Annotated in this window: 13 protein-coding genes; 7 read left to right on the top strand and 6 right to left on the bottom strand. The window is 64.3% G+C overall.

Annotated elements, in window-relative coordinates; all coding sequences use genetic code 11:
* Positions 1-628: 628 nt before the first annotated feature.
* The 3 genes from FJ967_RS27725 (at position 629) to FJ967_RS27715 (ending at position 5,339) form a co-directional block, all read left to right on the top strand.
* Positions 629-1,795 (top strand): efflux RND transporter periplasmic adaptor subunit, encoded by a 1,167-nt coding sequence (locus FJ967_RS27725; protein WP_140735498.1) that lies wholly within the window; start codon positions 629-631, stop codon positions 1,793-1,795.
* A gap of 82 nt (positions 1,796-1,877) precedes the next feature.
* A complete protein-coding gene (locus FJ967_RS27720) occupies positions 1,878-5,048 on the top strand; it encodes an efflux RND transporter permease subunit (RefSeq protein ID WP_140735497.1) in 3,171 nt (1,056 codons plus the stop codon).
* 132 nt (positions 5,049-5,180) lie between these two features.
* Positions 5,181-5,339, top strand: coding sequence for a DUF3309 family protein (locus FJ967_RS27715; RefSeq protein WP_140735496.1), 159 nt, complete (start codon positions 5,181-5,183; stop codon positions 5,337-5,339).
* Positions 5,340-5,341: 2 nt separating this feature from the next.
* Here FJ967_RS27715 and FJ967_RS27710 read toward each other — a convergent pair whose 3' ends face one another.
* Positions 5,342-6,301, bottom strand: a complete 960-nt coding sequence (locus FJ967_RS27710) for an SDR family oxidoreductase (RefSeq protein ID WP_140735495.1) — start codon at positions 6,299-6,301, stop codon at positions 5,342-5,344.
* A gap of 112 nt (positions 6,302-6,413) precedes the next feature.
* Here FJ967_RS27710 and FJ967_RS27705 point away from each other — a divergent pair, with 112 nt between their 5' ends.
* Positions 6,414-7,322: a LysR family transcriptional regulator gene (locus FJ967_RS27705; protein ID WP_140735494.1), complete on the top strand. Its 909-nt coding sequence runs from the start codon at positions 6,414-6,416 to the stop codon at positions 7,320-7,322.
* Here the strand turns inward: FJ967_RS27705 and FJ967_RS27700 are convergent.
* The 3 genes from FJ967_RS27700 to FJ967_RS27690 all read right to left on the bottom strand — a co-directional run bounded on the left by FJ967_RS27700 (position 7,286) and on the right by FJ967_RS27690 (position 9,775).
* On the bottom strand, positions 7,286-8,461 hold the full coding sequence (locus tag FJ967_RS27700) for an MFS transporter (protein ID WP_140735493.1): 1,176 nt from the start codon (positions 8,459-8,461) through the stop codon (positions 7,286-7,288). The two genes, FJ967_RS27705 and FJ967_RS27700, sit on opposite strands and share 37 nt — an antisense overlap.
* Positions 8,462-8,587: 126 nt before the next feature.
* Complete coding sequence (locus FJ967_RS27695; protein WP_140735492.1) at positions 8,588-8,896, bottom strand: DUF1244 domain-containing protein; 309 nt, start codon at positions 8,894-8,896, stop codon at positions 8,588-8,590.
* A gap of 81 nt (positions 8,897-8,977) precedes the next feature.
* Entirely contained in the window at positions 8,978-9,775 is a 798-nt protein-coding gene (locus tag FJ967_RS27690) for an N-formylglutamate amidohydrolase (RefSeq protein ID WP_140735491.1), read from the bottom strand.
* 245 nt (positions 9,776-10,020) lie between these two features.
* Between FJ967_RS27690 and FJ967_RS27685 the strand changes: the two genes are divergently transcribed.
* The 3 genes from FJ967_RS27685 to FJ967_RS27675 all read left to right on the top strand — a co-directional run bounded on the left by FJ967_RS27685 (position 10,021) and on the right by FJ967_RS27675 (position 12,848).
* Positions 10,021-10,509, top strand: a complete 489-nt coding sequence (locus tag FJ967_RS27685; protein ID WP_140735602.1) for a DUF1036 domain-containing protein — start codon at positions 10,021-10,023, stop codon at positions 10,507-10,509.
* A complete protein-coding gene (gene pyk, locus FJ967_RS27680; RefSeq protein ID WP_140735490.1) occupies positions 10,506-11,939 on the top strand; it encodes a pyruvate kinase in 1,434 nt (477 codons plus the stop codon). The genes FJ967_RS27685 and pyk overlap by 4 nt, the downstream gene beginning before the upstream one ends.
* Positions 11,940-12,194: 255 nt before the next feature.
* The gene (locus tag FJ967_RS27675) at positions 12,195-12,848 is read left to right on the top strand and encodes a L,D-transpeptidase (RefSeq protein WP_140735489.1); all 654 of its coding nucleotides are present in this window, start codon (positions 12,195-12,197) and stop codon (positions 12,846-12,848) included.
* Here FJ967_RS27675 and FJ967_RS27670 read toward each other — a convergent pair.
* A complete protein-coding gene (locus tag FJ967_RS27670) occupies positions 12,845-13,363 on the bottom strand; it encodes a hypothetical protein (protein ID WP_140735488.1) in 519 nt (172 codons plus the stop codon). The genes FJ967_RS27675 and FJ967_RS27670 overlap by 4 nt on opposite strands.
* A gap of 43 nt (positions 13,364-13,406) precedes the next feature.
* A complete protein-coding gene (locus tag FJ967_RS27665; RefSeq protein WP_140735487.1) occupies positions 13,407-14,474 on the bottom strand; it encodes an alpha/beta hydrolase in 1,068 nt (355 codons plus the stop codon).
* Positions 14,475-14,491 lie beyond the last annotated feature (17 nt).

Here is a 14,491-nt window from a genome sequence, read left to right as displayed (position 1 = left end):
GCCAACGGTGCGCCGCGCGGACGCCGTTCCGGCGTCGGCATCTCGGCGCGCGCCACGTTGCGAACACCACGCCACCTCGGTCCGATGAAGCCCGACACTCGGCGCATCTGACATTTTCAACATCGGGCGTGTCTCCGGCGGACCGGGGCCCGGCAATGCCGGCAGGCCGGCCCGCCGCTCATTTCGCAAGCAATTCCAGCATGTTGATCAAGCAAACAAGCATCGCCGGCCATCATCTTTCGCAGGGCCGGCCGGCCTCGATCGATTGTTGGCGACCTGCCTGTGGTCGGAGACACGGCAGGGAATGCGACTGAATTCCTGGGATTGCCGGCGGCATTCAGGCGGCCGCGAACCGATCGGCGGCGGCAAGGTTCGGGCGCGTCGCGAGCCGGCTGCAGTCTTCGTCGAACCAGCCTGGCAAGTCTTGAACACCGTTTCATGGCGGCCACACCTTGTCCGGCTACGCAATGCTGCTGCAACTTTCGGACTATATTGCGATGCAACTTTGATGTAGAAGCGCGCTCGCCTATCACGGCAATTTGAACACGGTCAGGCGCGCACCCATATCGGCGACGCGCCCGCGTCATGAAGGCGCGGTGCTGGCCGAACCCGCAGTGGAAAAATGACGATGCCTAAAATCAGGTTTCACAAGCTTGCAGCCATTGTTGTGCTCATCGGTTTCGCAGCCTGGATGGCGACTGGCGAGTTCTCCTCGGTCGGCAGCGCCGCCGCCGACGGCCAGAAGGCGGGAGACCCGGCAAAGGCGCCGGATGCCGCCAAGCCCAAGGCTGACGCAGAGCCGAAAGCCGCACCGCGCACGGTCGCGGTGGTGACGCCACCGCGCAAGACCTATGCGCGCGCCATCCGCATTTCGGGGCTGACCGAGGCCGACAAGCGTGCGGTGCTGGCGACCCGCGTTGCCGGCGTCATCGAAAAGCTGCCGGTGAAGCAGGGCGATCACGTCAAGACCGGTGACCTGGTGCTGATGCTGGCCGCGGAAGAAAAGATTTCGATGGTCGACAATGCCAGGCAGCTGGTGACACAGCGCAAGGCGGAACTCGGCGCGGCCGAGCGGCTGGCCAAAACGGGCAATTTGCCGAAGCTGCAGCTCGATACCGCACGCTCGAACCTGACCCAGGCGCAATCCCAGTTGGATACCGCGCAGGCCGAACTCGACCGCAACGAGGTCAAGGCGCCCTTCGACGGTGTCATCGACCGGGTGCCGGTGGAACTCGGCAGCTCGGTCATGCAGGGCGGCGAGGTGGCGACCATCCTCAAGCTCGATCCGGTCATCGCGCGCGGTGAGATCAGCGAGCGCGACCTCGGCTATCTCAAGCTCGACGACAAGGCCGCCGTGCGGCTGGTCAGCGGCAAGACCGTCGAAGGTACCGTGCGCTACATCAGCCGCGATGCCTCGTCGGCAACCCGCACCTTCCGTGTGGAGATCGCCATCCCCAATGCCGATGGCTCGGTGCCCGCCGGCATGACGGCCGAGATCGCGCTCAGCGCGCAGCCGACCGACGCGGTCATGCTGCCGCGCTCGGTGGTGACGCTGGGTGACAGGGGCGATCTGGGCATCCGCGCTGTCGACAAGGACAACAAGGTGGTGTTCTTCCCGATCGACCTGGTCGACGATTCGCCCAGGGGTCTCGTGCTTGGCGGCATTCCCGCCGATGCGCGCGTCATCGTTGCCGGCCAGGAACTGGTCAAGGAAGGCGACATGGTCAAGCCGGTCGACGCCGACCAGGCGACCATCCAGAAACTGTTGGGCGAAGCGACTGCGGGAACGCAGTAGCCTGAGCTTGCGACGGATGCCCCCGGGCGGGGACAACCGGCTGCAATGCAGCTCCTGAAATCTTGAGAATAGGCGTTAGCCAATGGATATCGTCAAACTCGCGATCAACAATGCCCGCCTGACCATATCGGTCCTGGTCTTCCTGCTGCTGGCGGGCTGGGTTGCGTATGAGTCGACGCCGAAGGAAGCGGAACCGGACGTTCCTATTCCGATGATGTATGTCAGCCTGATCTATCAGGGCATTTCGCCGGAGGATTCCGAGCGGCTTCTGCTGCGCCCGATGGAAAGCAAGCTGAAGAGCCTGAAGGGCCTCAAGGAAATGCGTTCGGCCGCGTTCCAGGGCGGCGGCTATGTGCTGGTCGAGTTCCAGCCGCAGACCAATCTCGCGACAGCGCTGCAGGACACGCGCTCCAAGGTGCAGGACGGCAAGGCCGACCTGCCGCAGGCGGCCGAAGAGCCTGTCGTCACCGAGGTCAACATCTCCGAGTTTCCCGTCCTCGTCGTGACGCTGTCGGGCGAATTGCCCGAGCGCGTGCTGACAGCCGCCGCGCGCGAATTGCGCGACCGCATCGAGGAGGTGCCCGGCGTGCTGGAAGGTTCGCTGCAGGGTTCGCGCGACGACCTCGTCGAAGTCGTCATCGATCCGATGAAGCTGTCTTCCTACGGACTGCAGCTCGACCAGGTGATGCAAGGTGTCGGGGCTTCCAACAGTCTCGTCGCCGCCGGCAATCTCGAGGGGTCGGAAGGCAAATATGCGGTCAAGGTCCCGTCGCTGATCGAGACGCCCGAGGACGTCGCCAACCTGCCGGTCGTCGCTACGCCCAATGCCGTGGTGCAGGCCAAGGACATCGCCACGATCCGTTCGACCTTCAAGGACGCCGAGACGATCACCCGCCTCAACGGCAAGCCGGCCATCGCCATCGAAGTCAAGAAGCGCATCGGCGCCAATCTGATCGACACCCTGACCAAGGTCAGGGAAGTGTCCGACGCCTTCGTCAAGACAATGCCCGAAGGCATGAACGTCACCTACACACAGGACAAGTCGGTCTTCGTCAATCAGTTGCTCGGCGACCTCCAGAACCACGTGATGATTGCCGTCATCCTGGTGTTCATCGTCATCCTCTATGCGCTGTCGGGACGCGCCTCGCTGCTGATCGGGCTTGCCATTCCTTCATCCTTCCTGATCGGCATCCTTTTGTTGGCGATGATGGGCTACACGATCAACATGATCGTGCTGTTCAGCCTCATCCTGGCGGTCGGCATGCTGGTCGACGACGCCATCATCGTCACCGAATTCGCCGAGCGGCGCATGGCCGAAGGCATGCCCAAGGCAGAGGCCTTCACGCTGGCCGCCAAGCGCATGGCTGGTCCAGTGATCGCCGCGACGATGACGCGCATCGCCGCCTTCTCGCCGCTTCTGTTCTGGCCCGGCATCATCGGCGACTTCATGAAGTACATGCCGATCACGCTGATCGTCACGCTATCGGCCTCGATGCTCTATGCGCTGGTGTTCGCGCCGACGCTGGGCGCGATCTTCGCCAAGCCGCCCGAGCATCATGAGGACGCCAATCGCGACGGCTGGTACATGGCGCTCGTCAAGCAGGCGGTTCGCTTCCCCATCACCGTCCTGGTGCTTACCACCGTGTTGCTGACCGGTGTCGGCTTCGCCTATTCGAAATATGGCGCCGGTGTCGAGTTCTTCCCCAGCGTCGAGCCCGATTACGGCCTGCTCTATGTGCATGCCCGCGGCAACCTTTCGCTGGCCGAGATGGATACGGCGACCAAGATCGCCGAAAACCGGCTGCTCGGCTGGCCCGGCGTCAAATCGGTCTACACCCGCGTTGGCAAGACGCAGGGCGGTGGCCAGGACGTGCCGGAAGATGTGGTCGGCGTCATCCAGTATGAGTTCATCGATTGGCGTGAGCGCAAGTCCGCGAACCAGATCCTGGACGAGCTGCGCGGCGTCATGGCCGGCATTCCCGGCGTCGATGTCGAGGTTCGCGTGCCGGAAGCCGGTCCGCCGACCGGCAAGGCGATCCAGATCAGGCTTTCCGCCGTCGACCCCAAGGGCCTCGACGATCAGGCCCGCGCCGTGGCGGCGCGCATTGCCAAGGTGCCAGGCGTCATCGATGTTTCCGACGGCCTGCCGCCTCCCGGCGTCGACTGGGCGCTCGATGTCGACCGCGCCAAGGCGGCGCAGTACGGCATCAGCCCGACCGCGGTCGGCACGGTGGTACAATTGGTGACCAACGGGTTGAAGCTCTCGGAATACAGGCCCGCCGGCGCCGACGACGCCGTCGATATCAGGCTGCGCCTGCCCGAGGACCGGCGCACGCTGTCGACGCTGGACGAACTCAGGGTGCAGACCTCGCAGGGCTCTGTGCCGATCTCGAATTTCGTCGTGCGCAAGCCCGAGCCGACCGTCGGTACCCTCAACCGCATCGACGGCGCCCGCACGGTGGTCGTCCAGGCCAATGTCAGCGCCGGAACACAGGTCGCGGCGGTGCAGGCCGAGGTCACCAAGGCGGTCGCCGACATGAAGCTCGACAGCGGCATACGCTGGAAGCTGGCGGGATCGAACGAGGACAGCGCCGAAGCCAGCGCCTTCCTCGGCAAGGCCTTCGGCGCGGCGATCTTCCTGATCTTCCTGGTGCTCCTGATGCAGTTCAACAAGTTCACCAGCGTGCTTCTGGTGCTGTCCTGCGTGGTCATGGCGACGATCGGCGTGTTCCTCGGCCTGCTCCTGACGGGCGAGGCTTTCGGCATCGTCATGTCGGGCATCGGCGTCATCGCGCTGGCCGGCGTGGTGGTGAACAACAACATCGTCTTGATCGACACCTATGACCGGCTGCGCGAGGAAGGCTGGGACAAGATGGAGGCGGTGCTGCAGACCTGCCGCGAGCGCGCCCGGCCAGTCGTGTTGACGGCGGTGTCGGCGATCCTCGGCGTGTTGCCGATCGCTTTCGGCCTCGGGCTGGAAATCTTCCATCACGAGACGACGATCAACGCGCCGTCGACGCAATGGTGGATTTCGCTGTCCTCGGCAATCGTCTTCGGCCTGTCCTTCGCCACCCTGCTGACGCTGGTGGTGACACCGTCGATGCTGATGATCTTCACGCGCAGCAAGAACAGCCGCTTCTACGCGTTCTTCCGGCGCGTATTCCGGCGCGGCAAGGGCAGGATTTCATCGCAGGCGCCGACGGTCGATGCCGGTGCCGAACCGGCCATCGCCTTCCCGAAGGCGGCGGAGTAGGCCGGCCTGCCGGCTGGACGATCCCGACAGAACGGCAAAGGCCGCCCGGAACAACCGGGCGGCCTTTCGCATTCTCCCTCCACGGGTGATGCCAGGCATTGCCTTGACGCAACGCAAAGCGGGGAATTCGTCATGCCGATCAGCACCATCGTCATCATCGTCCTGATCCTTGTCCTCATCGGCGCGGTACCGGCGTGGCCGCATTCGCGCTCCTGGGGCTATGGACCCTCAGGCATTGTCGGCGTGGTGCTGGTGGTGGTCCTTGTGCTGTTGCTGATGGGGCGGCTTTGAAGTCAGGCAGCTTTGGCGGCGCCATTCACCGTGGCGATGCCGATATCCCTCAGAGCCTCGGCGACCGCCTGATCCAGCGGCGTGTGCGGGATTTCACCGATGATGCTTTCCAGCCGCGTCGAGGCCAACTGGTGAGGCTCGAAGCGCAGGTAGGACATCGAGACGATCTCGCGCCACATCGCCACGAACGGGCTGCCGGCACGCAACACCCACCAGGGCATCGCGGTCATCTTGAGCGGATGGCCGACGGCCTTCTCGGCGGCGGCCTTGATCTGCAGGTCGGTAACCGCGTGGCCCAGAAAGTTCAGCGCCTCATAGGAGCCGAGCTTGTCGAGGTTCTTGGCCAGCGCGACGAAGCCGACCGCGAAATCCGGCAGATAGGCCCATTCATGCACGAGGTCGACCGGGCCGGGCGCGGTGTAGCTGCCCTTGCCGATCTTGGCCGCGACGACCAGGTCGAACCAGGAGCCGCTGCCGGTGCCGCCGAAGAAGTCGCCGGCCCGCAGAATGACGGTGCGGACATGTCCGGCCTCGGCCTCGCGGCGGAACAGGTCTTCCATGGCGCAGCGGATGCGACCCTTTTGCGTCGTCGGGTGGAACGGCGTGTCTTCGGTGATCACCGCCGGCATCGGCGAGCCGTAATTGTAAACGGTGCCGGGGAAGAGATGCAGCGCGTTGTTGGCATGGCAAGCGGCAATGACATTCTCGGCCATCGGCAGGCATTTGCCCCAGTCGGTGTAGATCGGGTTGAGGCCGTTGAAGATGATGTCGACGCCTTCGGTGGCGCGGATCAGTGATTGACGGTCCAGCGCATCGCCGGCAACCGCCGTCGCGCCCTTGAGTTCGGCCGGAACCTTGCCGGTGCGGGTGACGGCGCGGACATCGAAGCCGGCATCGATGAAAGCCTTGCCGACCACGCGGCCAAGCCGGCCATTGGCGCCGAGGATTGCGATCTTGGTCATTTGAGTTCTCCTGCTTGGGTTTGCTGGGGTGTCGTTGTTTGCAGGACGAATATCGCCTCCTCACAAACGAATAGAAATTGACTACGTATGGAGTTTTGATATTCAAAAATGAATGGCGGACATCGACTGGAACCTGATCAAGAGTTTCGTCACGGTTGCGGAAACCGGCAGCCTCTCGGCCGCGGCGCGAAGACTATCCGCCAGTCAGCCGACGCTTGGCCGTCACATCGGGGAGCTGGAACAGGCGCTCGGCGTCACGTTGTTCCGGCGTGGGCGCAGTGGTTATGCGCTGACGGAGGCCGGCGCCACGCTGTTCGAGCGCGGCAAGGCGGTCAGCGAACAGGCGAGTGCTTTTTCGCTGCTGGCGCTGGGCTCGGTCGAGGCGATCGAAGGCACGGTGCGGATTGCCGCCAGCGAGGTGGTGGCCGCCTATGTGCTGCCTGACATGATGGCGCGGCTCGGCATCGAGGAACCCGGCATCGAGGTCGAGATCGTCGCTTCGAACCAGGTCGAGAATCTGTTGCGAAGGGATGCCGACATTGCCATCCGCATGGTCAAGCCGGCGCAGAATGAACTGGTGGCGCGCAAGGTCTGCGACATCGCGCTCTGCGCCTGCGCGGCGACATCCTATCTCGATCGGCGCGGCCGTCCGCTAGCGCCGGCCGATCTCGTCAATCATGCCTTGATCGGCTTCGACCGCAGCGACGAAATCGTCCGCGGTTTTGTCCAGCATGGTGTCCCGGTCACCCGTGGCAGTTTCCGCTTCAGGGCCGACAACCAGATCGTGTTGTGGGAAGCGGTGCGGGCGGGAAACGGCATCGGCCTTGGCCAGGAGCCGTTGGCCGTCCGCGATCCGCTGGTGGAAAAACTGTTGCCCGGCCTGCCATTGCCGGCGCTCCCGGTATGGCTGGCCATGCACCGCGACGTGCGCAGCAGCGTGCGCATCCGCCGCGTGGCGGACTTCCTGCATGAGGAACTGAAGCGTTACTCGGCGGGTGCCGGAGCGAATTCGGCACGGTGAGCCAATCCGGCCATCAGCAGCACGACGATCAGCAGGGCCGACATTGCGATGAAGATCGGGCCGAAGCTGAAATGTTCGGCGACGAAGCCGATCGCCGACGGGGCCACCAGTATGCCGGAATAACCCATGGTGGTGACGACGCTCATCCCGGTGCCCGACGACATGCCTTCCTGGTTGCCGCCGGCCGAGAAGATGATCGGCACCATGTTGGCGATGCCGAAGCCGCAAAGCGCAAAGGCCGATATGGCAATCCAGGGCGAGGGCGAGAGGCCGGCGATAAGCATGCCGGCGGCGGCGATGACGGCCGAGCCGCGCAAGGTCGTCACCGCGCCGAAGCGATTGCGTACGCCGTCGCCGAAAAAGCGCATGATCGCCATGACGCCGGAGAAGGCGGCGTAACCCAGGCTGGCGACGGCAAGGTCGGCGCCGAGTTCCTGCCTCAGATAAAGCGCTGCCCAGTCAAGCACGGCACCTTCGGAAATCATCGACAGCAGCGCCATGAGGCCGACCAGGTAGACGATGGGGTTCGTCGGCAAGGTGAATTTGTGGTGCTCGGCGGCCTGCGGCTTGTCCTCGGCAACGAGGTAACTGGCCGCCAGCACGACTACCACAAGGGCAAGCGCGGTCACCACAGTGGCGTGGGCGAGGTAGCCGTAGCGCTCGATGGCGAGGCCGCCGAGCCCGCCGCCGGCAAAACCGCCAAGGCTCCAGAAGCCGTGCGAGGAGGACATGATCGCACGGGACAGTTTTCGTTCCACCACCACCGCATTGGCGTTCATGGCGACATCCATGCCGCCGATCGCGCCGCCGAAGACAAACAGGGCGGTGGCGGCCAGCGGCACGTTGGGCGCCAACGCCACGACCAGCAGGCCAAGGCTGCCGCACAGACCGAACCAGCGCAGCACGGTGCGCGAGCCATGCTTCGAAATCAGGTGGCCGCACCAGGTCATGGCGGTGACCGCTCCGGCGCCGAACAAAAGAATAAGCAGGCCGAGGGTAAATTTAGAAATGTCGAGCCGTGTCAGGAAAACCGGGATTTGCGGCGCCCAGCTGCCGGTCACGAAGCCCGCGGCGAGGAACATGGCGGCCACGGCCCATCGTCCGCGAATGGCAGTCTGCATGGCGTTCGACGCGTTCATGGAGCGAATCCGGTCAAAAAATGGCTTTGCGCGGCAAATTAGATCGATTCAATTCGCAGTCAAGCGCCGGGACCGAGGAAGCGCTTGGACCAAAGAGCGCAGCAGGGATGCATGGCCTTTGCCGACCTAATGATCCTTCGGCCGCCTTGCCTCGAACTCGGCCTTCTTGGCCTCGGAAGCCTCTGTCTGATGACGCGCTTGCCAGTCGGCATAAGGCATGCCGTAGACGATCTCGCGCGACTGATCCTTGGAGAGATCGACGCCTTCGCCATTGGCCGCCTCGCGATACCAGTTCGACAGGCAGTTGCGGCAGAAGCCGGCGAGGTTCATCAGGTCGATGTTCTGCACGTCGACACGGTCCCTGAGATGCTCGACCAGCCGGCGAAAAGCGGCGGCCTCGAAGTCACGCTTCTGTTCGTCGCTGAGTTCGGTCATCGTAACGTCCTTTCGGCCTTTTGGTCCTTGGCGCATTCCTGTCGCTGTCCGAAAGCCGCAGCCGGGTTTCGGCGACACGCATCAGAGCGGCCCGGTGCGCGAGCCGAATTGCCTGACCTCGTGTATATCGGCACGGCGGTCGATCGCGTCAACGATCGGGGCCAGGCGGCCGGCCCAGGCGAGGATGCCTTCCTGGTCCGCTATCAGGTCCTGGCGGATCTCGATCAGCGCGTGGGCATAGCCGTTGACGATGGCATGCTTGAACATGGTGTCGCCGCGCAGCGCCCCGTCATAGGGCTCGTTGTCGCCGACGACGAGGCTGCCGTCGGCAGCAAGCCTGTCGATCAACGGGCGCGCTACACGGTCGTCCCTGTCCCAGAGGATGCCGACATGCCAAGGGCGCTGCCGGCCCTGCATGACCGGCGTGAAGGAGTGCACGGAGAAGATGAACGGCGCCTTGCCGCTGGCTTGCGCGACCGACGCGATCATGGCGCCGACCGCATCGTGATAGGGACGGTAGAAGCGATCGAGCCGCGTTTCGCGTTCCTCCCGCGCCAAGGGATAATTTCCCGGGATTATGGTGCCGTCGTAGAGCTGGCGAATGAGGGTTGGATCGTCCTCGCCCCTGTTGGGGTCGATCAGCAGCCGCGAGAAATTGGCGAGCACCGCCGGCGCGTCCAGCAGGGCCGCCAGTTCGCGCGTTACCGCCTCGACGCCGATGTCGTAGGCGATGTGGCGGTCGAACTCGGCCGAAGGCAGCCCCAGGCTGCCATACTCCTCTGGCAGGTCGCGGCGAGCATGATCGGCCAGAAGCACGATGCCCCGCTTGCGGTCGCCCTCGACAATGTCGAAGGGCGCGAAAACTGTGGATCGGGTCATTGGCGGAAAATGGTCGTTCGCTGGCTTTCGGGGAGGATGCTATCGTCATTCCACGAAGACGACGTGTGCGCAATGCCGTTGTTTGGCCAAGGTTTCCCGGGAAATCTTGCAAGGGGCGGCGGATCGTGCGCCGGGAGCCTTCCTAAATCGATTGGAATTGGTCAAAACGGCGCGTTGACATGCGCCCGGACATTTCCGAAAAGGGGCGCAGAGAGATGCTGATGTGGTTCTTGAGGGGTTTTGGGATGGGTTCCGCCGGCCGGCAGCGCGCGCGCTTTGCCTTGGCCATGCCGCTCCTGACGCTCGCCGCGGGGCTGTCCGCGATGGTCGCGGCTTCACCGGCGCGCGCCGATTTCCGCGTCTGCAACGCCACGCAGAACCTGGTCGGGGTGGGCATCGGCTACCGTGCCAAGGCCGGCTGGATCACGGAAGGCTGGTGGCACATCGAAGGATCGAGCTGCAAGACGTTGATCGAAGGGCCGTTGTCATCAAGGTTTTACTATCTTTATGCAGAAGACGCCGAGCGCGGTGGACGCTGGGACGGCCCGATCAACATGTGCGTGGCTGAAAAAGAGTTCAAGATCGCCGGCGTAAACGACTGCGTCGCCCGGGGCTTCCAGCGCGCCGGATTCCAGGAATATGACACGGGCGAGCAGGCAAGCTGGATGGTCCAGTTGACCGACGAGCCCGCAACGGGAGGCGCCCCAGCCGCCCCGGGAACGAATAGTCAATGAGACGTAGCCGCAAGGTCAAGATCCTAGCCACAATCGGTCCGGCATCCTCTTCCGAGGAGATGCTGAAGAAGCTGTTCGAAGCGGGCGCCGATGTGTTCCGCATCAATATGAGCCATACCGATCACGAACTGATGCGCACGTTGGTCGCCCGCATCCGCGCCGTCGAGGAAAAGGTCGGCCGGCCGATCGGCATCCTGGCCGACCTGCAAGGTCCCAAGCTGCGTGTCGGCAAGTTCGCCAATGGCAAGGAAGTGCTGACGCTCGGCCAGACGTTCACGCTGGACGACAATCCCGAGCCCGGCACCTCGACCCGGGTCTACCTGCCGCATCCTGAAATCCTGAGTTCGGTCGAAGCAGGCCATCGCCTTCTGATCGACGACGGCAAGCTCGAACTCAAGGCGGTGAAGAGCGACGGCAAGTCGATCGTCTGCACCGTCATTGCCGGCACCACCATTTCCGACAAGAAGGGCGTCAGCCTGCCCGACACCGACCTGCCGGTCGGCGCGCTGACCGAGAAGGACCGCAAGGACCTCGATGCGGTGCTGGCGACGGGCGTCGATTGGGTCGCGCTGTCCTTCGTGCAGCGGCCGGAGGATCTGGCCGAGGCGCGCAAGATCGCGCGCGGCCGGGCGCTGATCATGGCCAAGATCGAAAAGCCGCAGGCTGTCGCCAGGCTGGCCGAGATTATCGAACTGTCCGATGCTCTGATGGTTGCCCGCGGCGACCTCGGCGTCGAGATGCCCTTGGAAGCGGTGCCGGGCATCCAGAAGCAGATCACGCGCGCCGCGCGCCGCGCCGGCAAACCGGTGGTGATCGCCACGCAGATGCTGGAATCGATGATCACCGCCCCCGTGCCGACGCGCGCCGAAGTGTCCGACGTTTCGATCGCCGTCTTCGAGGGCGCCGACGCCATCATGCTGTCGGCGGAATCGGCGGCGGGTGCCTATCCGGTCGAGGCGGTCGCGATGATGAACCGCATCGCCACCAAGGTCGAAACCGATCCGACCTATGCCGGCATCATCAACGCCCAGCGCTCCGAGCCGGAGGCGACCGGCGCCGACGCCATTTCGCTCGCCGCCCGCGAAATCGCCGAGACGCTGAAGCTGTCCGCGATCATCACCTATACCGCATCCGGCACCACCGGCCTGCGCGCCGCGCGCGAACGGCCGCAAGTGCCGATCGTGGCGCTGTCGCCGATCCTCAACACGGCGCGGCGGCTGTCGCTTTTGTGGGGCACGCATTGCGTCGTCTCGCCCGATGCCACCGACCTCGACGACATGGTCAACCGCGCCTGCCGCATTGCGCTGGAAGAAGAATTCGGCAAGCCGGGCGACCGCGTCATCATCACCGCCGGCGTGCCGCTCAGGACGCCGGGATCGACCAACATGCTGCGCATCGCCTATGTCGGATCGGAAGCAGCCGGCCGATAGCCGATTTAGCCAGGGCACACGGTTCCCGGTGTGGCCGCGGTACAACAACAGCGCGGACAATCATCGCGGCCCCTGTCTTCGACACAGGGTCGCCGCGATCGACCTTAGAAGGCGCGGTAAGGCGGCATTGAAAGCCGCTCCGCCCGCCTTTTCCATCGTTTGAAAGTATACTGAATGTCCTGTTCCGTTTCACGCCGGTCGCTTTTGACCGGACTGTCGCTTGTTGGGGTTTCGGCGATCTCGGCTTGCGCCCAAATGCCCAGGCAGTCGATCAGCCTGGCCGGACCGCTCGGCACGGCGCCGCCCGAACCAGCGCAGCAACCGCTGCCGGTCGAGGCCGCCGCCCCCGAGCCCATGGCCCCGGCATCGCCCGATTATGCCAGCATGTATGCGGCGGTCGAAGACGGCGGCCATGCGCTGCCGGCGATCCCCTTCGCCAAGGTCGACGGGCGATTCCTGCGGCAGATCGTCAACGACCCGACAGGCGAAAAGCCCGGCACGCTCGTGGTCAACACGACCGAGAAATATCTCTACCTCGTGCTCGAGGACGGCAAGGCCATGCGCTATGGCGTCGGGCTGGGGCGCCAGGGCTATTCGTGGAAGGGCCGTGCGATCGTCCAGTGGAAACGCAAATGGCCGACCTGGACGCCGCCTTCGGCGATGATCCGCAGGGATCCGAAGCTGGAGAAATGGCGCCAGGGCATGCAGCCGGGTGTAACCAATCCGCTGGGGTCGCGGGCACTGTACATCTTCAAGGACGGCGTCGACACGCTTTACCGGATCCACGGATCGCCGGACTGGAAGTCGATCGGCAAGTCAGCCTCCTCCGGCTGCGTGCGAATGTTCAACCAGGACGTCATGGACCTCTACGACCGCGTTCCCGGCAAGACGCCGCTCTTGGTCATCTAGCGCAGCGCGCCTTGCAACCGTGCGGCCGCGGATTGCGCCCCGGCGGGCTTCGACCCGTTGGCGATTGCGAACGCCCTCGCGGCCGCCTCGCGGTGATCAACGCGCTGAAGGAACCGGCATGCGCGGGCAACGGGGTCGTGCAGATATTGATCCGGTCCCAGCATTTTTCGCTGGTTGAGTTGCGCCGTGTCGAGCAAGTCGAACTCGACCCTGGCGATCGCGCATTGCCAGCCGGGATGCCGGGAGGCCCACCCTTTTCGGTGGTGTTCAAGCAGGCGATCGCGACCGGAGTAGCCGTGATAGTCGAAAGCGACGACGCCGTCGGTGACATAGATATGGTTTCCCGAAAAGTCTTCGGCTGGAAGGATCCGCTCCGCGTAGAAACCTTCAAGAGGCGGGTGTTCGAGGTATGCGCCCGCCAGGATGGCGCACGCGCCATGGCCGAAGAAAATACGGTCCGGCAGTGCCCATCGCCGTTCCGGATTTCGTTTGACGCCGTGCTTCAGGATATACATGTCGCTCCAGTTTCCATGGCGCAAGGCGTCCGGCGGACAAGCATCAGGTTGGCGCGAGTTCCGCCTGAGGTTCCTTGATGTCGGCGCATTTGCCGGCGCCATAGGCATCGCTGGCGATCCTTGTCTCGACCGTCCTGGCCAGCGCCTCCAGATCGACATCCATGCCCGCGACTTTCTCGATGGCGCCAACGACCAGGTCCGGAGCGATCCAGTCCGGTTTGTGGCCAAGATTGTGCACCCAGATCAATTCGGCGCCGGCGATGTCCCTGGCCAGGCCGACGGAGTGGATGCGGGCATAGACGACCTTGTCGCGATCGCCCGATACAACCACGGTCGGCGCCTTGATCTCATTGTAGTGCGGTGCGGCGTCAAGCGCATAGCGATAGAGCCCGGCAACGTCTCGGGCATTGGCGCGAAAGGCCGATGGCCGCAGTACCAATGGGATGGAGGCCGCCGCGAGATAATTGTCCGGCACCTTGTTGGGCGAGAAGACGCAGGTCGTGGCATCGGCCATCTGCAGCGTCCCGGCCGGATAGGTCAGCGTTTCAGAAAACAGCCGGCCGATCACCGGAACGGTGGTCAGGTCGTAGTACCAGGACGTCGCGCCGCCCGGCCAGGGATGGGTAGCCGGCGCCAGGAAGACCAGCCCGAGCGTCTTGTCGGCATGTTCGCGGCCAAATGCCGAAGTCACCACGCCGCCGAAGGAATGGCCGACGATGATGGCCTTTTTGATGCCGAGATGGTCCATCAACGCGGCGATGGTAGCGGCCTGCGCCGAGGGGTTCTCATTGTTGGCTGGCCCGCGCCCGGACCAACCGAAGCCCGGCCGGTCGAAGAACAGCATTTCGGCGCGGCCTTCGAGGACCGGCTCGAGCGGCAGCATCTGGTCCTTCAGGTTGGCGCTGGCGCCATGGATGAAGACGATGGGCGGCAGATCCGCATTGGCTGGCGCGGGAAAGTGAACGTAATGGATACGGGCGCCGTTGATGTCGGCGAAGGCGCCGACCGGCGGATTGCGGCGCTCGATCAGCCATGAGCCGACGCGGGTGACGCCGACAAGGGCAAGGACGAGTGCGAGGAGGAAGGCGAACGCGGCGTAGATAAGGTTCATGCGGGGAGATACGGGGG

The sequence above is a fragment of the Mesorhizobium sp. B2-3-4 genome (genome assembly GCF_006442315.1).
Taxonomy (GTDB): domain Bacteria; phylum Pseudomonadota; class Alphaproteobacteria; order Rhizobiales; family Rhizobiaceae; genus Mesorhizobium.
This window is presented reverse-complemented; position numbering and strand designations above follow the sequence as displayed.